This window comes from Candidatus Kaiserbacteria bacterium (assembly GCA_017134395.1).
Lineage (GTDB): Bacteria > Patescibacteriota > Minisyncoccia > Phycocordibacterales > UBA2100 > UBA2100.
This window is the reverse complement of the sequence record CP070993.1, coordinates 602,814-625,498: the sequence shown is the minus strand read 5'-3', so window position 1 is coordinate 625,498 and position 22,685 is coordinate 602,814. Positions and strand designations below refer to the sequence as shown.

At 43.6% G+C, this 22,685-nt stretch carries 20 protein-coding genes, 1 tRNA gene, 1 other RNA gene and 1 riboswitch; of the genes, 10 read left to right on the top strand and 12 right to left on the bottom strand.

Annotation, left to right across the window (positions count from 1 at the left end; all coding sequences use genetic code 11):
- Positions 1-25 precede the first annotated feature (25 nt).
- Together JXR01_03340 and JXR01_03335 are read right to left on the bottom strand one after the other, a co-directional pair.
- Entirely contained in the window at positions 26-1,693 is a 1,668-nt protein-coding gene (locus tag JXR01_03340; protein QSH39309.1) for a DUF2807 domain-containing protein, read from the bottom strand.
- On the bottom strand, positions 1,677-2,033 hold the full coding sequence (locus tag JXR01_03335; protein ID QSH39308.1) for a PadR family transcriptional regulator: 357 nt from the start codon (positions 2,031-2,033) through the stop codon (positions 1,677-1,679). Before JXR01_03335 ends, JXR01_03340 begins: the two co-directional genes overlap by 17 nt.
- Before the next feature lie 95 nt (positions 2,034-2,128).
- Between JXR01_03335 and recG the strand changes: the two genes are divergently transcribed.
- Complete coding sequence (gene recG / locus JXR01_03330) at positions 2,129-4,267, top strand: ATP-dependent DNA helicase RecG (GenBank protein ID QSH39307.1); 2,139 nt, start codon at positions 2,129-2,131, stop codon at positions 4,265-4,267.
- Between the two features lies 1 nt (position 4,268).
- On the opposite strand, the gene JXR01_03325 is transcribed toward recG, so the two are convergent.
- Genes JXR01_03325 through JXR01_03315 form a run of 3 tightly spaced genes read right to left on the bottom strand, consistent with a single transcriptional unit; the run spans position 4,269 to position 9,042 of the window.
- Positions 4,269-5,831: a hypothetical protein gene (locus tag JXR01_03325; protein QSH39306.1), complete on the bottom strand. Its 1,563-nt coding sequence runs from the start codon at positions 5,829-5,831 to the stop codon at positions 4,269-4,271.
- Between the two features lies 1 nt (position 5,832).
- Positions 5,833-7,788, bottom strand: coding sequence for a peptidoglycan-binding protein (locus JXR01_03320; protein ID QSH39305.1), 1,956 nt, complete (start codon positions 7,786-7,788; stop codon positions 5,833-5,835).
- Positions 7,789-7,842: 54 nt separating this feature from the next.
- Positions 7,843-9,042, bottom strand: a complete 1,200-nt coding sequence (locus tag JXR01_03315) for a peptidoglycan-binding protein (protein ID QSH39304.1) — start codon at positions 9,040-9,042, stop codon at positions 7,843-7,845.
- Between the two features lie 140 nt (positions 9,043-9,182).
- On the opposite strand from JXR01_03315, the gene JXR01_03310 reads away from it, so the two are divergent.
- Positions 9,183-10,064, top strand: a complete 882-nt coding sequence (locus tag JXR01_03310) for a hypothetical protein (GenBank protein QSH39303.1) — start codon at positions 9,183-9,185, stop codon at positions 10,062-10,064.
- A 53-nt stretch (positions 10,065-10,117) separates the two neighbouring features.
- Positions 10,118-11,269, top strand: a complete 1,152-nt coding sequence (gene pyrC, locus JXR01_03305) for a dihydroorotase (GenBank protein ID QSH39302.1) — start codon at positions 10,118-10,120, stop codon at positions 11,267-11,269.
- Positions 11,270-11,320: 51 nt separating this feature from the next.
- On the opposite strand, the gene JXR01_03300 is transcribed toward pyrC, so the two are convergent.
- The 3 genes from JXR01_03300 to ftsH all read right to left on the bottom strand — a co-directional run bounded on the left by JXR01_03300 (position 11,321) and on the right by ftsH (position 14,331).
- Positions 11,321-11,394, bottom strand: a tRNA-Ile gene (locus JXR01_03300).
- Between the two features lie 42 nt (positions 11,395-11,436).
- Entirely contained in the window at positions 11,437-12,402 is a 966-nt protein-coding gene (locus JXR01_03295; protein ID QSH39301.1) for a hypothetical protein, read from the bottom strand.
- A 9-nt stretch (positions 12,403-12,411) separates the two neighbouring features.
- On the bottom strand, positions 12,412-14,331 hold the full coding sequence (ftsH, locus tag JXR01_03290) for an ATP-dependent zinc metalloprotease FtsH (GenBank protein ID QSH39729.1): 1,920 nt from the start codon (positions 14,329-14,331) through the stop codon (positions 12,412-12,414).
- A gap of 164 nt (positions 14,332-14,495) precedes the next feature.
- Between ftsH and smpB the strand changes: the two genes are divergently transcribed.
- The 3 genes from smpB (at position 14,496) to JXR01_03275 (ending at position 16,568) form a co-directional block, all read left to right on the top strand.
- Positions 14,496-14,939: an SsrA-binding protein SmpB gene (smpB, locus tag JXR01_03285; protein ID QSH39300.1), complete on the top strand. Its 444-nt coding sequence runs from the start codon at positions 14,496-14,498 to the stop codon at positions 14,937-14,939.
- A gap of 67 nt (positions 14,940-15,006) precedes the next feature.
- Positions 15,007-15,398: a transfer-messenger RNA gene (ssrA, locus tag JXR01_03280) on the top strand.
- Positions 15,399-16,079: 681 nt separating this feature from the next.
- Positions 16,080-16,568: a hypothetical protein gene (locus JXR01_03275; protein QSH39299.1), complete on the top strand. Its 489-nt coding sequence runs from the start codon at positions 16,080-16,082 to the stop codon at positions 16,566-16,568.
- A 116-nt stretch (positions 16,569-16,684) separates the two neighbouring features.
- Here the strand turns inward: JXR01_03275 and JXR01_03270 are convergent, their stop codons facing one another.
- Positions 16,685-17,230: a DUF924 domain-containing protein gene (locus JXR01_03270; protein QSH39298.1), complete on the bottom strand. Its 546-nt coding sequence runs from the start codon at positions 17,228-17,230 to the stop codon at positions 16,685-16,687.
- A gap of 11 nt (positions 17,231-17,241) precedes the next feature.
- Positions 17,242-17,907, bottom strand: a complete 666-nt coding sequence (gene lexA, locus JXR01_03265) for a repressor LexA (GenBank protein ID QSH39297.1) — start codon at positions 17,905-17,907, stop codon at positions 17,242-17,244.
- A 167-nt stretch (positions 17,908-18,074) separates the two neighbouring features.
- Here lexA and JXR01_03260 point away from each other — a divergent pair, with 167 nt between their 5' ends.
- Positions 18,075-18,482: a hypothetical protein gene (locus tag JXR01_03260; protein ID QSH39296.1), complete on the top strand. Its 408-nt coding sequence runs from the start codon at positions 18,075-18,077 to the stop codon at positions 18,480-18,482.
- A 136-nt stretch (positions 18,483-18,618) separates the two neighbouring features.
- A complete protein-coding gene (locus JXR01_03255; protein ID QSH39295.1) occupies positions 18,619-19,011 on the top strand; it encodes a DUF4084 domain-containing protein in 393 nt (130 codons plus the stop codon).
- An 89-nt stretch (positions 19,012-19,100) separates the two neighbouring features.
- Here JXR01_03255 and JXR01_03250 read toward each other — a convergent pair whose 3' ends face one another.
- Both JXR01_03250 and JXR01_03245 read right to left on the bottom strand, forming a co-directional pair.
- Complete coding sequence (locus tag JXR01_03250) at positions 19,101-20,084, bottom strand: methionine adenosyltransferase domain-containing protein (protein ID QSH39294.1); 984 nt, start codon at positions 20,082-20,084, stop codon at positions 19,101-19,103.
- A gap of 42 nt (positions 20,085-20,126) precedes the next feature.
- A riboswitch (SAM riboswitch) is annotated at positions 20,127-20,240 on the bottom strand.
- A gap of 123 nt (positions 20,241-20,363) precedes the next feature.
- Entirely contained in the window at positions 20,364-21,089 is a 726-nt protein-coding gene (locus JXR01_03245; GenBank protein ID QSH39293.1) for a hypothetical protein, read from the bottom strand.
- A 134-nt stretch (positions 21,090-21,223) separates the two neighbouring features.
- Between JXR01_03245 and JXR01_03240 the strand changes: the two genes are divergently transcribed.
- Positions 21,224-21,787 (top strand): RNA polymerase sigma factor, encoded by a 564-nt coding sequence (locus JXR01_03240; GenBank protein ID QSH39292.1) that lies wholly within the window; start codon positions 21,224-21,226, stop codon positions 21,785-21,787.
- Positions 21,788-21,789: 2 nt separating this feature from the next.
- Positions 21,790-22,575, top strand: a complete 786-nt coding sequence (locus tag JXR01_03235) for a hypothetical protein (protein ID QSH39291.1) — start codon at positions 21,790-21,792, stop codon at positions 22,573-22,575.
- The last annotated feature ends 110 nt before the right edge of the window (positions 22,576-22,685 follow it).

Genomic DNA, 22,685 nt, shown 5'->3' with positions numbered 1-22,685 from the left:
TTTTGTACGATGCCACGAGTGGCTGTTAGAACTTTTTCTTAAAACTTGAAGAATTCGATGTGTCCTGTGTGAGCTGTGGGTCGCCATCGTATCGTGCGCTGCTACTGTAACGAGTAGTTACATTAAGTACCTCGGTAATCCCTATGTCAGCACTACTCGAGTGTCGTAGCTCCATAGAAGTTTTCTCGTTTTCAAGATTAGAGGTATCAATGTGTGATGAATACACGGCTTCTACTGTTAGCTCGTCTACCAAACCTTCAAGAACCAGCTCAGATGAGTGGGCTATATCCGCTACCAATTTGTCAGCAACAATATCGAGTTCGAGATCAGCAGAATGCCTCAGTATCACAGAGAATGTTTCAGCTTCGAACTGCGCCGCAGTAACTTTCGCACCGTGAGAAGCATTGATGGCCTCGAGTGTAGGTGTTGTTACTACTATATCGACTGGACGGTTAAAACAGCCAATGCATACGCTGTGCTGTTCGTCGTTTATAACGAGTTCACCGCCATGTACCTCAAATGTTCTTCGCGCAACACTCGCTTCTTTTCCTGAAACAACAATTTCGTATGTATCCCCTTCTTGTATGGTGACATTGTCTCCTGAGAATACGGATACATCGGTAAACGCCTCGAGCTCGTGTATGTGCTCTACTGTCGCCATGTTATCGAAGTACGCTTTGTATTCTGGCACACTACTAGAAACAGTATGGCCAACGCTAAACAGAGCAACTAACCATACTACGGCAAGTGCTCCGATAATTACGCCAGTATACTTGCTCACCATCTTCAACAGAGCCGCGCCAAGCAACACACCAACTGCAGCTGGAATAAGCGCAAGTGCATAGAGTGATGCGAGTGCCCCAAAGTATGTTGAGCCGTCAAGAAATTCGCGGACAGGAAGCTCAAAAATACCCGAGTTGATACTGAAGTGTAGGCCCGTCAGTGCGATAGAAAAACCAACGACAGCTGACGCACTCACTAATATAACAACGGCACCAATGATCATGCGTGCAATAGGCCCAATGTTTCGTAACACCCTGCCAATGAACCTAAGTATGCCGCCTAAAATCTCAAACGGAATCTTAAGGAACCGTGTTACTGCAGACGTACGCTCTGCAGCATCGTCGGGAATCTTATCCTTCACCATCTTTTCAAATTCATGCAGCGTAACCGGCTCCCCTTTCATCTCTAATTTCTGCGAGAGTGTCTCAGCCGCTGGCATGACAAGCCACAATACAAGGTACGCGAGTATACCGACTCCATTGAGGAATATCGCTATCACGAATGTTAACCGAACAAATACTGGGTCAATGCCAAAATAGGACGCAATTCCTGAGGCAACACCAGCAATTATTTGATCATCAACATTTCGATATAATTTCTTGCGAGGTTTTTCGTCGCTTTCTGCTGCAGTAGCATCTACTGCCCCCTCATCCATTTCTTTAAAATCTGCAATGGTGCCCATTTCTGAAATAATCGCTTCTACATCAGTACTGCGAATAACAGACCCCTTGCTCTTTTTGCTAAACTTTTCTGCAATACCGAGTTCTATGTCATCTACTATCTCGCCCTGTGCGTCAGCAGCTTGAAAGTGCCCACGGATTGTCTCAAGATATGTTGAAAGTGTTGCGTAAGCATCCTCTTCTATTGAAAACACTATTCCCCCTATTGCGATATTAACTACTTTTTTCATATGTCTTTTTAAGTTTATTAATCGAGCTGCTTAATACGTTCCATGTTTCTAATAATTCGTTTAGTACCTTCTCTCCTTCTTGCGTGAGCTTATAATATTTTCGCGGCGGACCGCTTTTGGACTCTCGCCATACATACTCGAGGAGGCCATTCTTCTTCAAGCGACTCAATAGTGGGTACAAAGTTCCCTCCACCACGATAAGGTCTGCTTTTTTAAGCTGCTGCAAGATATCGGAGGCGTACACCTCGCCGTCTGCAACAATCAACAGAATGGGAAACTCTAAGAGTCCCTTGCGCATCTGTATGCGAGCATTTTCTACATTAAAATCTACTATCTCCATGTGAGCAGTATACATGAGGTACTTTGTATTACAAGGTACCTGTTGATAAGTGTTTCTAATATAAAAAGACACTGGCAACATAGTATACTTATCTGATGCAACCACAGGACGAACTTACACAGCACTTCCGTCTTATAAAGACACAGAAAGCAGCACTTGAGAAACTCGGAATTCACACTGTGCAAGACCTACTCTTTCACTTTCCTAGTCGCTACGAAGACGTAGGAGCTGCCCGACGCATTATTGATGTAGTTCCCAACGAAACAGTTACTGTGTACGGCGAGCTGATGAACCTCGAAAAGAAACTCGCCTGGAAAACGAAACGCTATATGGTGGAAGGGACGCTAACTGACGCAACAGGTAGCATTGGTTTAAAATGGTTCAACCAACCATACGCTGCCAAAATGTTTGAACACGCTAAGTTTGTAAAAGTAACTGGCAAACCTACAGGCACCGGAAAACTATACTTTGCAAATCCAACAGTTGAAGCAATGCCTAACCTTCCTGCTGTATTTGATAACGAAACGCTCAGTAATGAGCTATTTCCTGTGTACCCAGAGAGTCGTGGAGTTAGTAGTCGATGGATATACCATGCAGTGCACAAGATACTCGAAAGCGGCGTACACGAACATATTTCTGATTTAATACCTGAAGAAATACTGAAAAAATATAAGCTCCCAACTATCGCATCTGCTCTTGTGTGGGTGCATACTCCTCAAAATACTCGCGATGCCAGTGCAGCGCGTAAACGGTTTTCGTTTGAAGAAGTATTTCTTATTCAAGTGGCCCACCAAAAAAATCGCCACGATACACAGGAGTTAAAAGCTCCGCACGTCACAGCAAACGAAGATGCTCTCGAAAGCTATCTCGATGCACTTCCGTACACACCAACCAACGCACAGAAGAAATCTATAAAAGACATCATGAAGGACTTTAAGAAATCGTATCCGATGTCACGCCTTCTTGAAGGAGATGTTGGGTCTGGCAAAACAACTGTTGCAGCCGCAACTATGTATGCGATAGCTCGCGGCGCAATTGAAGAAAAGAAGTATGCCAAACCACAAGTTGCCTATATGGTTCCAACCGAAATTCTTGCTAAACAACAATTCGCAGGTCTCATTGAAGCCTTTGAACACTCTTCTATCCCTATAGGTCTCATTACTGGGAGTGGGTGTCAGAAGTTTCCTTCAAAAGTTAATCCAAAAGAAGCAACAAAAATATCTCGGGCGCAGCTTTCAAAATGGGTAGCGAACGGTGAAATTCCAATTGTTGTTGGGACTCATGCACTCATCCAAAAAACGGTACAATTTGAGAACCTTGCCTACGTTGTTATTGATGAGCAGCACCGCTTTGGCACACAGCAACGCAAGAAACTCGCACAAAAAGATGGCTCCGCCCCGCACTTACTTTCGATGACTGCGACACCTATCCCACGTACACTCTCCCTTACAATCTACGGAGATCTCGATCTGTCTGTTCTTGATGAGCGTCCTAAAGGCAGGAAAACAATACAAACAAAAGTGGTTCCCCCAAGTAAACGAGAAGATGTATACACAGGTGTTCGGAGCGAACTAATGAGCGGAAGACAAATGTACGTGATTTGCCCTCGTATTGAGGAGCCAGATCCCGACAAAGCACTCGCACTGCGAGTGAAGTCGGTACGAGCTGAGGCAAAACGTTTACAAGACGGACCTCTCAAAGAGTACAAGGTAGACATTCTGCATGGAAAAATGACACCGAAAGAAAAGGACGAGGTAATGCAAGCGTTTGAAGCTGGCGATATTGATGTACTAGTAGCCACATCTGTAGTAGAAGTTGGAGTGAATGTACCAAACGCAACGATGATTATCATCGAAGGCGCTGAGCGGTTTGGTCTATCGCAACTACATCAATTACGAGGCCGCGTGCAGCGCTCTAGTTATCAGCCCTACTGTTACCTCTTTACTGATAGTAAGACGCAAACATCTATTACCCGTCTACGAGCACTTGAAAAGGCATCAGACGGATTTTTGTTGGCAGAAGAAGATCTTAAACTGCGTGGCGCAGGGCAACTTGCTGGCACACAACAATGGGGTGTTTCCGACTTAGGCATGGAAGCACTACAAAATATCAAAATGGTTGAAGCTGCACGAAACGAGGCAGCTGTTCTTGTAGAAAGTGACCCGACTCTCGCAAATCATGAAGGCATTGCAGAACGTATAGTACTACACCTGAAAGACCTCCACATGGAATAATTTAGAAGTCACAGCGCCCCTGTTTTACGAAAGTCGCATTTGCGGACTCCATTTCACAGCGGTTTGAAAACGTTTGGTATGACTGGTCGCACGTATACCCTATCGGGCACGAAAACACTATCTCTCCACATACTGGAGTATTAGGATATACACATGTTGCTTCCACAGTACCAAGTGAACCCACGATAATTGATTGACTATTGAACGGTATGTTGGCCAATGCGGTGCGCGTACCCACTTTAGTTCGTATAGTGTATGTACCTGGTGTTGTATATGCGTGAGTAAACAGTTTTTGGAATCTAAACCCTTCACAGTTTTCAAAATCTCCGTCATAGAATTCTGGCTGTGTTCCATCTCCCCAATCAATCAAATATGAAGTACATGCCTCACTGTATCCGGCTAAGGTCACCTTTACAGCAAGTGGTGCTATTCCTGATGTTGGTTCTATCTTCAAAGAAGCATCTGCGCTAATAGTATTATCGACGAGCACGTCCCACCTTCCTGTTACGGGAAGTTGAGAAAGGCGCGCGTTACCAGTTTTAAACTCAACTTTGTATGTTCCTGCGTTGTTGTATGTATGTGTTAGTGATTGTGTGCCCGTATCTTGTACACAATTAGTAAAACTTGATGGTTCGAATCTATCCACTGTACCATCTCCCCAATCTGCTTCGTATGAAGTACAGGTAGAGCCCTTCACTGGAAATGTAATGCTGGTCGTAAACGGCACAGAACCTGTAGATGGACTCAGTGCCAAGCCGGTTGTAATGGTACTACCAACTGATACAAATGTTTGTCCTGCAACTCCCGCTCTTGAAAGCGGCCCTTGTCCGGCACGTAATGTGATCTGGTGAACACCAGAACGGACATAGGTATGTGTCGCTCGTTTATGCGCAATATCGTTTGTGCACGCAGTATTGCCTGCATCAAACAAAAGCGGTTGTGTGCCATCACCCCAGTCTAAATAGTATGATGAGCAGGATGAGCCGTTTAATGAAAATGTTGCTGTCACCTGTAGTGGTACTGGTCCAACTTCTGGTGTTACCACAAGACTCCGTGCGATCGCAGAACTTGATGTGACAGAACCTCCGTTACAGAGACTCGCCATTGCACTTCGTGTTTTTGGCCCAACCGACCCATACCCCGTTGTTGCAGGAGTTCCACCAGACACAATGCCGTGCTTTGCTTGCCATGCTTGTACTGCCCTTTGTGTAAGCGAGCCAAAGTATCCACTCACAATTGCGTCTGGATAGACGCTCGGGTCTTGTGCTAAAAATAGTTGTAACTTTCGTACCTCATCATTCTCATCGCCTTTGTTTAAATTGTACGCGATGCTCGCACATGAACCAGTTGCTGTTGGTGTGCTGCTGGTATATGTAATAGGTACAACAGAACTCGTAGAACCTGAATTCTCAACTACTTGCAGTTGCTGTTGCAGTACTTGCACCTGTTTAAGTAGATTTGCAATCTGGTTTTTTAAGTCATCATTAGTGACCGCATTTGAAATACCAGGAGCTACTATTGCTGCTGCTATTAATAATGCGGGGATGATAAGACGTCGTGACATACTATTTAAATAAACCACGAATAAAATTCTCAATCGCGATAAGGACAGATGCCATATTCTCTTTTGCTGCGCTACTCGTATTCCCTATCGTTACTGTTACCTGCTCAATGACAACACCATCTCTCTCGAGGACTGCGGTGTAGGTCCCATCTTGAGGGTACTTGTACGTTATTTCTCGCTCGAATGACGAACACGCATCAGCAGGAAATGGCTGCGGTGATTTCTGTGTATCCCCGAAGTACAGTGTATATAAACCACCGTCACAACTCCGTGCTGTGTTTATCAGCGCAGTAAACTCAACGGTGCGCGATGTTCTGCTGAGAATTCTAAATTGCAATGTGTCGTTGCTTGCGTCCGAAACACTGGTGTCAAAATACTGATAACACTGTGGTGACCCTTTTTGTAAACAATATCGTTCTGTACATGCGGCTGCCCCTCCAATATAATTTCGGGCACATGTGTTACATCCATCAGTCCAACTTTGGCATGAGTTAGTAACCGCGTTATTTGAGGTGTTGTTGTTTGAAGCAGATACGTTCACCGTACACACTTCTTCATCAAAGAAAGCATTCGGGTGTGACTGCTCGAGTCGAGCTGTGTACACTGCAGGACTTATGTATGTATGCACGAGTTCTTCGTAATGATAATTTTGATCTACACAGGTTCGTGGACTGCTTTTAGAAAAATCTCCCCAATCTACAACATACGTAAGGTTTCCATCACAAAGACCTCCACCAAGTAGTATGCGTGCTCGCACTGTGTGTGGTGCTACCCCGGTGTTTGGCTCAATGAAACATGAGCTATCAGTACCCGTTCGCGTACTGTGCACATTTACCCGCTGCTCAATGACCGGCAAGCTTGAAAGGCTGCCGCGCCCAGCTTGCACTCGCACCGTGTAGACACCAGCATTCTCGTATGTATGTCGAAACTCTCTAGAGAAGCCACTGCTATTCAAACACTCCGAATTACCCGCTTCTTTTTTTGCTCTGGCTGAGCCATCACCCCAGTCAATCTCGTATGACGTACACGAAAGGGGTGCGTCTGAGCGTAAAATCAAACCTGCAGCAAACGGTGCAGACCCCTGTGTATCCGAAAATGTAATGTACGCTTTTGCGTTGGGATCTATTGGGAAATTACCCGTGTTTTTTTCTTGCGCAGTTACCGTGAGTCTGCCGATAACAGGTAGCGTCTGTAGTGAGCCACTACCCAAGCGCAACGTTACAATATATGTCCCAGGAGTTGCGTACGTGTGTTCTTTTTCAACACGTACTACATCAGTTGAACAACCAGCTAAGCCCTGTCCTTGCTGGGTTTCTTTCACACTTCCATCTCCCCAATCGAGCTCGTATGACGTACACGCTAAACCAGTAAACTCAAAAGTGGCTGATACCTCTAAATCAATCGGTCCTTGTATAGGAGTGACGGTGAACGCATGAGTATCTGTTACCGGGCCAACAGCACCACACGAATTTTTAACCGCCCATCGTGTTCGAGGACCCACCCTTCCATATCCAGTTGAGGCATAATCACCCTGAGTAACAATACCGTGTCGAACCTGAAAACGTTGGACAGCTCGTTCGGTCGCAGGTCCAAAGTAGCCAGTTATCTCCCCTTCTGGATATATTTGTCTATCTTGTGAAAGAAAGCGTTGGAGCATCGTAACTTCTACTGCACTCTGTGCATCTCTATCGCCTCGTTCAAGATTAAATTGTAAATTTGGGCACCCGCTGTACTGGAACGTCGCATTCGTGTTGGCAATCACTGGTACGTTAACAACAGGAGCTGTGGGCCCTAAAGGGTTAGCTGGTGTTAACTGTGCTTGGAGTGCGCTAATTTGCGCAAGGAGATTCGCAATTTGCTGACGTAATTGGTCAGCCGTTTGTGCTTCAACGGTGTGGGGCGTAGTTATAAGCACTGCACCAAGAAAAATAGCCGCAAAGATAAAACGCGTTTTCATAGCCTTATAATATACGTTTCGCGCCTTTAGAACAAAACCACTTCGGGGATACGTTTAGTAGTTCACAATAATTGTCTTGGTCCCTGCAACTCGTGGAGTACGATCGCCAGTACCAAATCCAGAAGGAATACTATAGAGCGTTGCGGTATACGTTCCAGTTTGTGTATATGTATGCGTTAGCGTATGTTGCCCCGAGCTACATATTGGTGTACTCTCTCGCGTTCCATCACCATAGTCTATTTCATAATCTGGTCCGTCTGCACAGCTATATCCACCTGGTGCACTAAACGAAACGCGCAGTGGTGCATTGCCCGAAGTTGGCGAGGCAGAAAACGAAACGCTTGGCCCTATAGAATCGAAGTATGATTCACATTTTGCTACCCCTTCCCAAAAACACATACGTTTTGTACACGCAAGAGGACCTCCTTCGTACGCACGTGTGCACGTATTACACCCATCATTCCATACGCGACAATTATTTGGTGCACTTCTAGGATTTTCTGGCTTCTTAGTATCTACACGACACTCTCCCGTGTAAAGAAATTCTGCTGATGCTGCTTTCAATTGACATGAGTTGCCGAATGTTTTCGTTGCTCCTTCGTAGCATCCTCCGCTACCGTCGATAGTGTCAATGCACATGCCAGGATACTTTCCACATACCGGCGCATACTCCATTGTGCACGCCACCGGTTCAGGTAATGGTGTGCCGCTACACAATCGAGTTATCGCTGCGCGAGTTGCAGGTCCCACCGATCCATAGCCAGTAGTTGCAGGCGAACCAAAACTTACTACGCCATGCTCCTCTTGAAATCGCTGTACTGCTGCTTGAGTAATGCTTCCGTAATACCCTGTTATAACTGGATAGGTATACACACCAGCTGATTGTAGAAATCGCTGTAGTGTTGCGACATTGGTGCCTGAGGACCCTAATCGCATGTTGTGTGAAAAACTAGGACATATCAACACAGGTGTAATTGGCTCTTCAACAATAACTTCCACAAAAGTTCTTCCATTGTGAGCACATTGTCGGGGATATGATTCCATAACAGGATTACCTGCTGAAACACACGAAGTGAAATCAGTCACAACCACAGCCTCTCGTTCAGTTGCGTTAATTTGAGCTTGAAGTGAAGAAACTAACCGCACTAGCTCTTGAATCTTTGTACGAAGCTCATCTTGGGTCATGGCATAACTTGTAGCTGGCACTGCCAAAGCAACAATAAGCATGAGAGATGGTATAAATTTTCTAAGCATAAAAAATGTCTTTATAATATGTACTACCTAAGACGCTTTAAACGCATATCTCTTACAATTATTTCATTCTAACTGCTTGAATGTATATATACCTTAGGGTACTGTGCACAATAGAAAAGTTTCCAACCAAGGAGTAAGAAATGGATCTTTCAAAACTAAGAATCGGCAACTCAGCTGGAGATGTGAAGCGTGTCGAGGAGGTGCAGAAACTCTCCCAAGCACCGATAACACATTTGGTGCTCGGTTCGATTACGAGAGAACAACGTAGCGGAAACGAAGGTAATACCTTCTGGGTTTCGCCAGATGGTAGCTACGCATTGAATGCTCGAGGTCTTCCCTCTCCAGGAATTGCGTATTACAAGAAAAATGGTGCACAAATCGCCAACATCGTGCATGCAGGAAACACGCCAAAGAAGCTAATCGTCAGTATTGCGGCTACGCAAAGCAATGATGATTGGCAAATACTTGCTGCATGTGCTGCTGGTTTTGCAGACGGTATCGAAATAAATATTTCGTGCCCGAACAAATGGAAGAATGGAAAACGAGAACGCATTGTTGCAGAAGACCCTGTCGCAGTGTCAACCATCATCTCACAAGTAAGGGACTCCGTCCCTTCAAGATACCCTCTGAGTGTTAAAGTTCCTCCGTTTTTGGATCTGCAAAACGAAGGGAGTGTCTATTTTGAGATGATTGATGTCTTCAAGCAACATGTGTCGAGCGTACAAGAAATTGTTTCGTGTAACACACTCGGTGGAGTTTCTACTGTAATCGATGGCGAAAAGATACTGAGTGTTTCAGAAGGTGGCAAAAGCGGTCCAGCCATAAAAGAGTGGTCAAAATTGCAAGTGCGATCACTTGTTGATGCACTACCTCAACACCGGATTATTGGTGTCGGCGGCATACAATCTGCTGTGGACGTGCGTGAATATCTGAACGCTGGTGCCTCTGGTGTGCAAATTGGTACGCACTTCTTCCAATTTGGCCCTCGTGTTTTTGAGGACATATTGGGAGATCTCGCCTAAAACTCTGGTTCTTTTAAAACGCCTTTTGTTCAGTACGAACAAAAGGCGTTTTCTTGTTTAAACATCTAATTATTGGTAAAGTCGCCTTAGAAAGAGAGCTCATTACAATAGAAGGAATACATAAAATGCAACATGCGCTAGAGCACCTGCCTTTCGAAGGGCACGTACACGTGCGGCAAGGAGCAATTCTCAAAGCAGTTGCCCCATACACTGCTCGACAATGCTGGGGCGGCATCGTAATGCCTAATACGATTCCTCCTATCATCACACCAAGTGCTGCTACAACGTACAAGAAAGAAATTCTTGATGCCATGCCTAAAGAGAACTTTGAACCTCTGATGGTCGGCTATCTCTCGGAGGAAACATCTGCTGACGATGTGCGGAGAGGGTTCGAAAGTGGCGCGTGGGTAGCGATGAAATTCTACCCACGCGGAGCAACAACTAACTCAAAAGAGGGTATCAACTCTTGGGAGCTTCCATTTCATCCAGCGCTAAAGATTATGGAAGAGATCGGCATGCCGCTCGCGTTGCACGCCGAAGCAAATGTCGACGAAAGCACTGGTAAAGAGATCGATATCTATGATCGCGAGCGCCGATTCATTCCCGTACTGATGGAACTTCGAAAACGTCGCCCTCAACTGAAGATATCTGTTGAGCATGGTACGTCATTGGAGATGGCGCAATTCATGGAAGAGCACGGGGATCCTAAAAAACTTGTGTGTACAGTAACTATCCAACACATGATGTTCAGTCGACAAGATCTGCACAAAGATGGTTTTCAACCACATATGATGTGCTATCCGATTCCGAAACGTGCAGAAGCAATGCTTGCATGGCGAGAGTTGGGAACCAGTGGAAAACCATATATTTTTGCTGGTACCGACTCGGCTCCACACCCAACGCACAAAAAAGAAAGTGCATGTGGATGCGCGGGTGGCATGTTTACCGCACACGCAATGATTCCACTGTATGCTCAAATCTTTGAACAAGCAGGGAGACTCGACAACCTCGAAGAGTTCTTGTGCATCAATGGACCGCGCTTCTACGGGCTTGAGCCTCGCTCGGGTTTAGTTACCTTAGTGAAAAAGCCATGGACAAGACAAAGTATGATTGCAGTCAATGGTGGTGAAAAGATTCGCCCGTTTGGATACCATGAAAAACCTGAACAGCGCTTCAGATTTGAATGGCAAATCCAAAAACCATAGCAAACCTTCTTAGGACGACCGAGAACTGAGTTCTCGGTCGTTTTCTTTTTGTCCACCCTCTAGGATTCGAACCTAGGACCGCCAAGATATAAGCTTGGTGCTCTAACCAACTGAGCTAAGGGTGGGAGTGGGTCAATAGTAGTGTGTTCGAAGGAAAATCTCAAGTATTATGCATACTCTTTTTTCAGAACTTCATCTATCGAATACACAATATCTTCTCTCTCAGAATACAATGGATGGTGTTGATCGCTGAGCTCTCGGAAGAATTTTTTTACTGCTTCGAGTACTGGTTCGTATTTCATACGAAGTTTCTTATATGTACCCTCGAGTTTCTCTGCGAATTCTGTCTGGCCTTCATCTCGAGTGCGCTCAGCACGTTCTCTAATTAAGCCAATAGTGAGTGCATTCTGTTTGAGGTCTGCCCATTTTATTACTGAAGGAGTACTATCTTGGTTAATAAAAATGCTCTCTATATATCTTTGATATTGCTTATTCCTCTCTTCAGGACTCATATCATCGCTTTCTTTTAGGGGGCTCGTGAGAGATTGGACTAAAAAACGAACACGTCTATCAAAAAGCCATTCCAAGCCACCAAATGCTCCATCACGTTCAATTTCTTCTGGCACTTTGTTTTTCCATCCTTGTGAGGCAGCAAGTTTCTTCTCGAGTGCAAGCAGTCGTGCTTGATCTTCTACAGAGTCGTGCAAAAGAGCTGCAATGCAAACATATTGCGCCTCAGCATCATCTTTTTCGTCTGCCATCATATGCAACGCATCATGAGCTACACTAAGCGGGTGTGCGATAAATGGTAAGCCAGTATCGGCTCTGTCTGACTGTTCGATATGCGCTTTTAGCATAAGGCGAAGTGCCTCACGAATCTTTGCACGATATCCTTTTCCCTTCTCAAATCGTGTGTCAACTGCATGAAGGAACGCTTGTATGTCATCTTTGATGCGCACTACCTTTTCCGCAAATTGCGCATCTTGTTCTGATGGATTATCCATTGTTTCTATCTCAGCAATAGTTGGTTCGTGCCCAAGAGCAATTTCTATAGCAACGTCAAAAGCTGGCTCTTCAGTTTTTTTGACTACTTCGGGAGCAATGTTGCTGAGTTTCTTTCCACCCTCTTCCATACCTCTTGATTATACACCTGAATGTTCAATGTCTTGTTTCTGTTTTATAGGAATCTTATGCTCTCGAAGCAGGTCTTCAAATTCACCGCGTTCAAGCGTTTCTTTTTCCATAAGTGTTGCAGCTATTGCATCAAGGACATCGCGATGTTCGGTAAGAATTTCTGTTGCACGTTTATGTGCTTCGTCGATAATATCCTTCACTTCGGCATCAATTTCTGAGGATATCTTTTCTGAATATTCTCGCCCATGTACCCCCGCCCCAAATAGTGCTTCTCCATTATTTCCTGCGAGTGCAACGGTGCCAATTTTTTCTGACATTCCCCACCGCGTCACCATGTTGCGTGCAAGATTTGTAAGGACTTGCAAATCGTTTGATGGACCAGTCGTTACATCGTCAAAGACCATCTTTTCTGCAATATATCCACCGAGAGAAACAGCTATGTCGTCAAGGAATTCTTTCTTTGACTGCATCTTGCGATCTTCAAATGGAAGTTTCAGTGTATAACCAGCTGCACGGCCTCGGCTAATGATAGAAATCTTATGTACTGGATCAGAGTATGGAAGTATTGAAGCAACAAGCGCATGCCCACCTTCATGATATGCAGTAATTTCTTTTTCCTTCTTATTTAATACATGACTCTTTCGTTCGGGGCCGAGCATTACCTTTTCGATTGAGCGAATAAGGTCATACTGAGTAACTTCCTTCCGACTCTCTCGTGCAGCCAGAATTGCCGCTTCGTTCATAAGGTTTGCCAAGTCAGCTCCTGAAAATCCAGGGGTGCGCTCAGCAATAACGGTAAGATCAGTATCAGCATGCAACGGCTTTTTCCGTGCGTGAATTGCGAGGATCCCTTCACGCCCTTCTCGGTCGGGCAAGTCAATAGTCACTCGACGGTCGAAACGTCCTGGGCGCAACAGCGCTGGATCAAGAACGTCTGGTCGGTTAGTTGCTGCCATTACAATAACTTTTTCGTTTGGTTCAAACCCATCCATTTCAACAAGAATTTGGTTCAGTGTTTGTTCTCGTTCATCGTTTCCACCACCAACACCAGTGCCACGCACTCGTCCGACAGCATCGATTTCATCAATAAAGACAATCGCCGGCGCTACTTTTTTAGCTACCTTAAACAAATCTCGAACACGACTTGCTCCTACGCCGACAAACATTTCTACGAATTCAGATCCTGAGATAGTGAAAAACGGTACGTTTGCTTCTCCTGCCACTGCACGTGCCAAAAGTGTTTTTCCTGTTCCTGGCCCACCCATAAGCATAACCCCCTTAGGAATACGTGCTCCTATTTCAATAAATTTCTTTGGACTCTTGAGGAAATCAACAATTTCTAGCAATTCTTCTTTAGCTTCCTTTGCTCCTGCTACATCCTTAAACAAAACTTTTTGCTGCTTGTCGTTTGGGTCAACCATTCGCGCTTTGCTTTGCCCAAAGGTAAACGCCTGCATACCACCTCCGCCACCTTTCACTTGTCGTGAGAGATACCAGATAATAAGAACTATTATGATTATCGGGATAAGCAGTGGTGCAAGTGCTAAAAACCAGTACCGGAAACCACTTGGGTCTGCAATAGTGATACTCACCGCAGAAAGTGCTTCATGTGTTACCCCGTAGTTTACTAATGTCTCAGTAAATGAAGCTTCAGACTCTTTCTTAGATTTCTTTACAACTTCTTCAGCTAAAGGTTCCTCATCGCCTTCTGTCGGAATAAGTACATAGGTGACTTCGAGATTTTCACCACTTACTTCTACCTCACTTACCAGCCCTTCATTTATATCAGTTGCGAGCTGAGAGATAGAGACTTCTTCCTTCTCAGTAAAGTAACTCGTTACTGAAGAATAGGCTGAGAGCAAGAGTGCAAACACTACAATAGTAATTACTAGCTGCACCCAAAAATTACCTTGTTGTAGGTGCTGCATTTTGTGTATTACCGATTTCCCCTTTCCCTTATTCGGGCCTTTTTTCTGTCCTTTTTTTATTGGTTTTTTCTGTGCATTCATAGTGTTGAAAACTGTAACATAGCTCTGTAAAGAACGCACTATAATAAAGGACAGGTATAAAAAGAACGTGTATAGTAGTGCCTATGTCTCTTGTAGATAACAAACGAGTACGCTTTGATTTCGAAATTCTCAAAGAGTTTGAGGCAGGTATTGAGCTGCTTGGTATCGAGGTTAAGGCAGTCCGCGCAAAACGTGCCAGTTTAAGAGGCGCACGTGTTTTAGTGCGTGGTGGAGAGGCTTTTCTTGTTGGAGCCACCATACAGCCATATCAGGTAGATAATACGCCAGATACGTACGATCCTGAACGAGTTCGACGTCTACTTCTCTCCAAAAAAGAACTCGCAGAGCTTGCAGGCGCTGATGTTGCCAAAGGTTTGACACTAGTGCCAATTTCATTGTATAATAAACAAAGGAAGTTGAAACTTTCGTTTGGGTTGGCGCGCGGAAAGAAACAACAAGATAAGCGCGAAACCATCAAAGAACGAGAGACAAAGATTACCATTGAGCGTTCTATGAAACGCGGGTAATATACTTCCCTGTTCGTTGACAATAGCCGATAACCACCGAGCCTAATTGATTTTTCAATTGGGCTCGGGGGATGATCGGCTTCGACAAAGAGATTGTTGTGTTTGTGTGCGTTATGGAAGTGAGCGACTTCCTAAAAACGTTCAAACCCGATAAGTGCAAATAAAACTGCACGCGGAATCCTTTCACCTTTCCAGATGAAGGATTTCGGCTTCGCTTACGCGTAATACGTCTAAGCGACCGTCTTCGTGTTTGATGTTCGATAGAGCATAGAAGGCGTCATTTTTTCGGACTCGAGTAGTGTGTCGCTTTGCATACTGCTTCAAATTTAAGAAGATCGACATCGTATGATTGTGTATTTCCTTTACGTACGCTGTTTAAATCAAAGGTAATACTACGTAACGTAGATTCACTAACACTTCCTCTTTTGGACGCGGGTTCGATTCCCGCCATCTCCACTAATATTAGAAAAACCGTCCTTCATGGGCGGTTTTTCTAATATTCGTTGAAATAGTCGTGGGAATCGAAAGACGGAGCTGCGCGTGCGGGGCACGAGGAAGGGCTGAGCCCAGACCAAAAGCACTTAGTGAACACGAGCCTGCAAGGCGAAGTGTGAGCTTAGTGACTGGTGGTCGATTCCCGCCCTGCAAAGATTCGAAAACTTCCAATATTTCTTTCGAAACTTTTACCTATTATATTTCATCATAGAATGGCTTGTGTTCTTTTATTATGATATTATCGATTTAGTTTGAACTTGAACAGAGGAAAGTCGCAATGACCACCCAAAAACTAAGAAAGGTAACTGCTTCTGACAAAGAAGTGATCTGGTGCAAATTGACATCGGTTGAACATGTTGACGAAAGGAGTGCTTTGGAGATAAAGAGGACTCTATCTGCAGAACTCGGCTTAACTGTTCATCAGATAGGTGCAATTCATATGCACCAGTGCAATAGACGGCATGAGAAGAACAGGGGGCGCGTTTAACAAATCTGTGCATTCACGCAACTACTGTAAAAAGAAGCCGCCCTATTATCTATCAGAAGGGCGGCTTTTCTAATACTCGTTGAAAATAGTTTTAGGAATCGAAATCTATACACTTCATTTCCAAAAAAATCACAGATGTTATTCTTGATATCTCATATATGCATTACAAAACTGACAGTACATGGTTGATAGAAGAGTGCTCAAAAACAGACTCCTTTGGAGAGCTTGTTGTCATCGCAATCGCAGAACTAGAAAAATTTGAAAATGGAGCTGAAGTTGTGTGTGGTCCAATAAGTACTGGCGGCAAAGGCAGCTTGGAAGCAAATTTTAAAGTCTTTTCTGAAACTATTACAAAACTCCAAAAAGATGGATGCCCTATTTTTAGCCAAGTACCGTATGAAGAGCGGATTTTCTTCTTTCGCAATCGCTGGTTAGAATCAGACCCCACTAACAAAGGGAAATACTACATGCCAATTCTTGAAGAATTTTATCATCCTCTACTTCAAACTGGATTGATTAAGAAAGGATGGTTCATACCTGGTTGGGATTCCTCTTTTGGAGCTCGGTGGGAGCGAGAACAACTTACTGAAGGTAATGCTGAGATTGAAGATCTTACAGAAGCGTGGGTGGATGAAATATTCAGCTAATCTTTTTACTTCTTCCAATCTCTATAACTAACGTGCCTCTTTTTGCTTTAGAGATTCCATAAAAATTATAGTACCAAAGTACATAATTAATTCCATATTTAATTACGTAATTTCTTCTAAAACCCCGAATTCGTTTTTAGGAACTCCAACTCTTCAAGAGTTGATTCTCTACCTAATACTTCATTGCGATGTGGGTAGCGTCCAAACTGATCGATAATATCCTTATGTGATACTTCGTATCCTAAATAACTCTCATCCCCATACTCAATAAAGATTCTTAATGCTTCCACATGAACCTCCGGAGATTCAGAATGCATATATGGCATGTAGAAGAAAACGCGCTGTTCTTTCGGAATCTTCTTGTCATCCCCTGCTGCAATAGCGTCTTGGGCTAAACGCAATGCTAGTGCATCACCACTAAAGCTTCTTGCATCGTTACGAAATATGTTTCGGGAAAACTGGTCGAGTACAATAATTTCCGCGAGTCTCCCTTCTGGAGTCTCCTTCCAACTTTCGGTTTCTCTATTCAAAACATCCTCGTATACATCTTGAAACCGCTCTTGTATGGTCGCATCGAGCTTAGAATCTTTCTTAAACCACTGTTCTTCCCCCACGTCTTCAAACCAAAATGTAAGAACATCGTCTATTATTTTGTCATTCATGTGTGTCTATATTACTTTTTAACCACCGCAATGATTTTTCCGTTAATCATAAAGTCGTCTTCACTTGAGATGAAAATTGGCTTATGTTCTGCATTGTCAGATTCAGGTATGAGTGCAATTGCTCCACTCTTTGGATCTTGATAAAACTTTTTCAAGTTCGCACATCCATCGATTACAGAGAGCACGTAATCACCATCTTTGGGATCAATATTTTGGAAATCTATTAACACGTAGTCGCCTTCTTCTATATTCTTACCATCAATACTCGCGAGATTCATTGAGTCTCCTTCTGCTTGTACTGCAAACACGTTGTCCCGCCTTCGTAAAAGCGATCTGGTTACTTTTACATATCCCTCTACATCCCCTTCAGCCAAAAGACTAGCGGCTCCACAGTTAGCAGCTCCTACAATGGGGATAGCAATACTGTCTGCAACCATCGGACTAGGAATCAAACCATTCTGAAAATCATCAACGGTAATTTCTATTGCACGTGCTAAGCCAACCTCCTTTGTGAGGTACCCTGCATCTTTAAGTCTTTCAACATAGTAGTGTGCAGTTGATACGGAAGCCAATTTAAACTTCTTTCTTATTTCATCAAGCGTGGGAGAGTACCCCTTCTCTTGTGTATGTGTGCGTATGTAGACCAGAACTTCGTTTTGCTTTTTTGTTAGATTCATATTATTTTCTATAAATTTTCTATAAACCGTATATTAATAGAAAATATGTTCCATAACAACATAGTTCTCCACAGGTAATTTATTTGTACACTATATTGTTGACATATTAAAAAAATAGGCCCAGAATCATAGGAGAATTAGCTTTTTCGGAAGAATGGAGAATACTGATGCGGAATAAATCGATTTTGTTCAGTTTTGCTGCGTGCGTCTTCTTTTCTGCGTATGCGTATGCAGGCGAAGGCAGGATCGTAAAAGGTCCTGCAGACACTGTGTATGACAACGATTATTGGCTCTCTACTTGGGAACCAAACATATTCAATGGCACCGATGCTGTAGAGTTGCGATATACAACGCAACAAAACTCTGCGGACGACTGTCATGTCAGACTAGAAAGATGGAACGAGCATTACGGTACGTTTGTTGCTGTTCGAGTTCGAATCTACAAAAACGGTGAATCATTCAAAAATCCAGGAAGTCCGTGGCTTTTTACACTCACCGACGAATGTGAACTTACTTGGGAAAACATTTGGGAACAGGAATCGTTCCTGTTCCCCGTAACATTCACACAAGGATGAGTTCGTCGCCCAGTTGGCACTGCCAACTGGGCGATTTTGTTATTGACACATATTCTATTCTAAGACATAGTATCTAACAGAACGTAGTGCAGATTTCATTCAAAACACTCAACTATGGAAGGGTGAATACATGGATATGGAGAAAACAGGCCGTTTGCTTTGGGTAATCTCAATTGCAACCGACGTCGGCAAGGTGCTGATCTACTCTCTTGTATTTACAAGTGTTGCGTACCATATCACACGAGACCTTGTGGTTCGTGAGGTTGGAATTCTACTCGCTTTTTGTTTCGTCTATGCGCTGGTCAGTTTTTTCGGCGCAGTACTCGCAATGACTGGGACACGAGAACAAGTGCGAGATGCTGCCCGAGTGATTCTGTGCATTTTTGCTCTCGGGATTGCTTGCCAAGCACTGCTCTGGTACTCAAGTGGATCAATTGGAGCATTGAGCGATGCTGCTATTCCACTTTCACTACTAGCGGCAGGATTTCTTGCACCAGTTTTGACGACGTGGATTGTAAAATCAGACTGACGAAAAAGACGAGACGTCATAAGGCCTTCCATGCGTAAGCACGGAAGGCCTTATTCTTTTCGTTTCAGTAAAATAATGCAGATATCAAACTACTCAAAAATATCCCACACGTTCCCCTGCCCAAAATGCCCATCACGAGCAGTGTTGAGGAACTTTGGTTTTCGTAAATCAAGTTGTTCGATAATTCCTTGTGGACGCAAGTCGTACCCCTCTACTTTTTCCTTTCTTCCGTCTACAATCGCAACAGCCGTTGTAGGCGTAGGCTGTCCAATGGCGTAGGCAAGATACACAGTCGCTTCGTGAGCACCTTTTTTCACATAATCTGTCGCAATTTTGCGTGCCATGTACGCTGCTGAACGATCAACTTTTGTTGCATCTTTACCAGAAAAAGCACCGCCCCCAACTGGGACTCGTGGCCCATACGCATCAACAACAATTTTCCGTCCGGTAAGACCAGCATCTGCATGGAACCCGCCCACTTTCCATTTACCATTTGGATTTTTCATCCACGCACCTTCAAGTGAAACTCCTTTAGCAAGTAACGGAACTATTTTTGTATCGATAACGTGCTGAATTTCAGGTGTGTAATCGCCACACACTGAAGTGATGAATGAAACAACGCGTTTATCGTCGTCGAGGGTTACCTGTGCCTTTCCATCGCGCTCCCCCATAGCTTGTACGAGTTCTCGTGCAAGATACATCTCTAAAGGCATCATTGCCTCATTTTCATCACAGGCGTACCCAACCATGACACCTTGGTCTCCAGCACCGCCAGTATCAACTCCTTGGGCTATTTCTGGTGACTGTTGTGCTATGTGTGGCAGTACTTTTGTATCTCCTGTATCGCCACATGAGCTTAAAACTTTTTGTGTAATTGCTATAACTTCATCATCACTAAGTGCATGCGAGCTACTTACCTCACCGGTGATAAAGATTGTCCCGTGCCCTCCTGCCACCTCGATAGCACAACGTGCATTTTCATCGTTTGTTAAATATTCGTCTAATAGTGCATCTGCGATTTGATCACAGATTTTGTCGGGGTGCCCAACTGCTACAGATTCTGCTGTGTACATGTTTCTAGAGGTTAAATAATAAACCTCCAAAAAATTAGTGAGTCATTATCTATCCCCCTATTTAAAAGAGGTCGGAAGTGGCACCTTGTCTTTTTTACTGACTGGTTGCCGAGCGGGTTATCGGACCGAATCCCTAGCCGCTACTCATGATAATTTCCTAAAGGTACGCTGATTGTAGCAAGAAATTTATACTTATGAAATATATCTACCCTAAAACAGGAAAACAAAATGCATCGATTCGACCTAGTCGGAACGGTGCATTTTTATATCGCTATATTATTAGAACTGCCTTTCCACAGCCTCAAAGAGATCCATCATCTCTTCCTCGGGTACACCAATACTCTTATCTTTTGCAATGTATTTAAACAAAAGGTCTCTGACAATGTCTGCCAAAGCGAATGAATTGAGTTTGTTACTATACTGTTCACTTGAATCCACATTAGTGTAATCGAAACCGTCACGGCGCTCTTTTTCTAAATCTCTTATCTCCTCAAGTTCCAAACCTTTTTGCCATATTCTAAAAAAATTTGCCGCCTGGTCTCTTATCTCTGGGTTTTTCTCAAAATTTTCTTGTAAAAAAGCAGCACATGTACTTACATACTTTTCACGACTCATTATATCTATACTGTTCAATCCTTGATGATACAGCCTGTGACTGATATACCCTGTAGATATCATGAAAATCCTGTATTTTATACCCTCCCAAAGACCGACCATCGCTACCCTTTTGGCCCTGTCTGTTCCAAGTTCTGATGGAACAATTTCTTTTGCACCATGCGCAGAGTTCATACGCCTCATTGCCTTTTCAATCTGCTCTTCTGTTAGCTCAGCTCTTCCCAAATCCTCAAACGACAAATCACTCTTAAAGAACGCTTCTCCTGTTTTTGCAACAATCCCAACCCATTCTTGTGGGTGAGTAATGTTCGAATCTAACCAAGCATTGAATATTTCGTCAGGAACAACTATCTTTTCTACTTTTTTATCTTGTTCTATGCCACTTTCCATTTAGTAATAGTATCAGTTTATGAGATTTACTGTTTTTGTTTTGCACATAACGTAGAGATGTTCGCATGACCTCGCAAAAAGGTGAGAATGAAATATATCTACCCAGACAGGTGTAATAACAGTAGTATAGAGGTATGCATATAACGGAATCAGATAGTGACGAAAATATCGCAGGATTAGTGCAACAGGGCAACAAAGATGCTTTTGGTATTTTGATTGACCGCTACGACAAGAAGATAACTCGATACGCGAACAAATTCCTCTATAACTACCAAGACCGTGAAGATGCAGTGCAGGATGTATTTATAAAAGCATACAAAAACATACAAAGTTTCCGAACAAGCGAAAGATTCTCCCCGTGGATATATCGCATAGCACACAACACTTTTATTAACGTTGTTCGAAAACAAAGCAAAGAGAAAGTGACTCTTTTCGATACCGATACTATTTTTGGCTTAGCAATTGCCGATCCCGCCATGGAAGATGTTCATGAACAAAAACAAGACCGCGAACTATTGGAGCACTGCCTCGATAAACTATCTACAAAATATCGCGAAGTACTCGTTCTCTTTTATTTTGAAGAAAAGGACTATGAAGAAATTGCTTCTATTTTGCAAATTCCCAAAGCGACTGTCGGCGTACGGCTTGCACGAGGACGTGAACGCATGAAACATGTTTATAATAATGTAACCAATTAAGTATGAGCGAAAAAACAAAAAAACAAATCGCTGCCGTACGTAACACCGTACTTAACGCGATTCATGCCGACGAAGTAACCATGCGCTCTCGTTACTACTTTCTTGCGCGCACAGCGCTTTGGGCAGTAGGAAGTATTCTCGCTTTCGGTATGACGCTTTATTTGATTAGTTTCATTACGTTTGTTTTTCGAAGTAACGCTTTGTTTGCATTAACGCATCTAGGTCCAAAAGGTATCGCTACACTGTTTTTATCACTTCCCTGGATACTCTTGTTACTCGTGTTCGTAGTATTTTTGCTTCTCCAGTTTTTAAGTACTCATTTTGAATTTGTGTACCGCCGCCCCCTTATACACACCATACTCGGTAGTATATTTGTACTCGTTATTGGAGGAGTGCTCATAGGCCAATCAACGCTACACGATCGTGCGTATCGCTTTAGCGAAGCGCATAAAGTGCCCCTAGCGGGATCTTTCTATCGAGATGCGATTCGTGAGCAAAACAATATGCACATAGGCACAATCCAAAACTATGTCGATAATTCATTTACACTTAATGCACGTAATGGCTCTACTTATTTGATAACAATACACGACGATACTCGCATTCCTCCTTCTGGTCTCAGAGAAAATATGATGATCCTTCTAATTGGAGAAGAAATGGATGGAGTAATTGAAGCTATTGGCATACGTCCAGTTAATAGTGACCGTGTTTTTATTCCCCGTCAGAATAAAGGTAATAAAGGTCTTGAACAAGAACGATCATATAAGCATCTCCCTCCTAGACCGTAAGTCTCAAACGCCCTGCACTAGCAGGGCGTTTTTAAAAATGAAATATTTGCACTGTGTCGTGTGTAGTAGTAGATAGAGCAGCACATTAGTTTCTGTTCAGTCTAGACACA

What these genes read in the sequence shown, in the direction of transcription:
- JXR01_03340 (QSH39309.1), bottom strand. Translation starts at nt 1,693, where the DNA reads ATGAAAAAAGTAGTTAATATCGCAATAGGGGGAATAGTGTTTTCAATA.
- JXR01_03335 (QSH39308.1), bottom strand. Translation starts at nt 2,033, where the DNA reads ATGGAGATAGTAGATTTTAATGTAGAAAATGCTCGCATACAGATGCGC.
- recG (QSH39307.1), top strand. Translation starts at nt 2,129, where the DNA reads ATGCAACCACAGGACGAACTTACACAGCACTTCCGTCTTATAAAGACA.
- JXR01_03325 (QSH39306.1), bottom strand. Translation starts at nt 5,831, where the DNA reads ATGTCACGACGTCTTATCATCCCCGCATTATTAATAGCAGCAGCAATA.
- JXR01_03320 (QSH39305.1), bottom strand. Translation starts at nt 7,788, where the DNA reads ATGAAAACGCGTTTTATCTTTGCGGCTATTTTTCTTGGTGCAGTGCTT.
- JXR01_03315 (QSH39304.1), bottom strand. Translation starts at nt 9,042, where the DNA reads ATGCTTAGAAAATTTATACCATCTCTCATGCTTATTGTTGCTTTGGCA.
- JXR01_03310 (QSH39303.1), top strand. Translation starts at nt 9,183, where the DNA reads ATGGATCTTTCAAAACTAAGAATCGGCAACTCAGCTGGAGATGTGAAG.
- JXR01_03295 (QSH39301.1), bottom strand. Translation starts at nt 12,402, where the DNA reads ATGGAAGAGGGTGGAAAGAAACTCAGCAACATTGCTCCCGAAGTAGTC.
- ftsH (QSH39729.1), bottom strand. Translation starts at nt 14,331, where the DNA reads ATGCAGCACCTACAACAAGGTAATTTTTGGGTGCAGCTAGTAATTACT.
- smpB (QSH39300.1), top strand. Translation starts at nt 14,496, where the DNA reads ATGTCTCTTGTAGATAACAAACGAGTACGCTTTGATTTCGAAATTCTC.
- JXR01_03275 (QSH39299.1), top strand. Translation starts at nt 16,080, where the DNA reads ATGCATTACAAAACTGACAGTACATGGTTGATAGAAGAGTGCTCAAAA.
- JXR01_03270 (QSH39298.1), bottom strand. Translation starts at nt 17,230, where the DNA reads ATGAATGACAAAATAATAGACGATGTTCTTACATTTTGGTTTGAAGAC.
- lexA (QSH39297.1), bottom strand. Translation starts at nt 17,907, where the DNA reads ATGAATCTAACAAAAAAGCAAAACGAAGTTCTGGTCTACATACGCACA.
- JXR01_03260 (QSH39296.1), top strand. Translation starts at nt 18,075, where the DNA reads ATGCGGAATAAATCGATTTTGTTCAGTTTTGCTGCGTGCGTCTTCTTT.
- JXR01_03255 (QSH39295.1), top strand. Translation starts at nt 18,619, where the DNA reads ATGGAGAAAACAGGCCGTTTGCTTTGGGTAATCTCAATTGCAACCGAC.
- JXR01_03250 (QSH39294.1), bottom strand. Translation starts at nt 20,084, where the DNA reads ATGTACACAGCAGAATCTGTAGCAGTTGGGCACCCCGACAAAATCTGT.
- JXR01_03245 (QSH39293.1), bottom strand. Translation starts at nt 21,089, where the DNA reads ATGGAAAGTGGCATAGAACAAGATAAAAAAGTAGAAAAGATAGTTGTT.
- JXR01_03240 (QSH39292.1), top strand. Translation starts at nt 21,224, where the DNA reads ATGCATATAACGGAATCAGATAGTGACGAAAATATCGCAGGATTAGTG.
- JXR01_03235 (QSH39291.1), top strand. Translation starts at nt 21,790, where the DNA reads ATGAGCGAAAAAACAAAAAAACAAATCGCTGCCGTACGTAACACCGTA.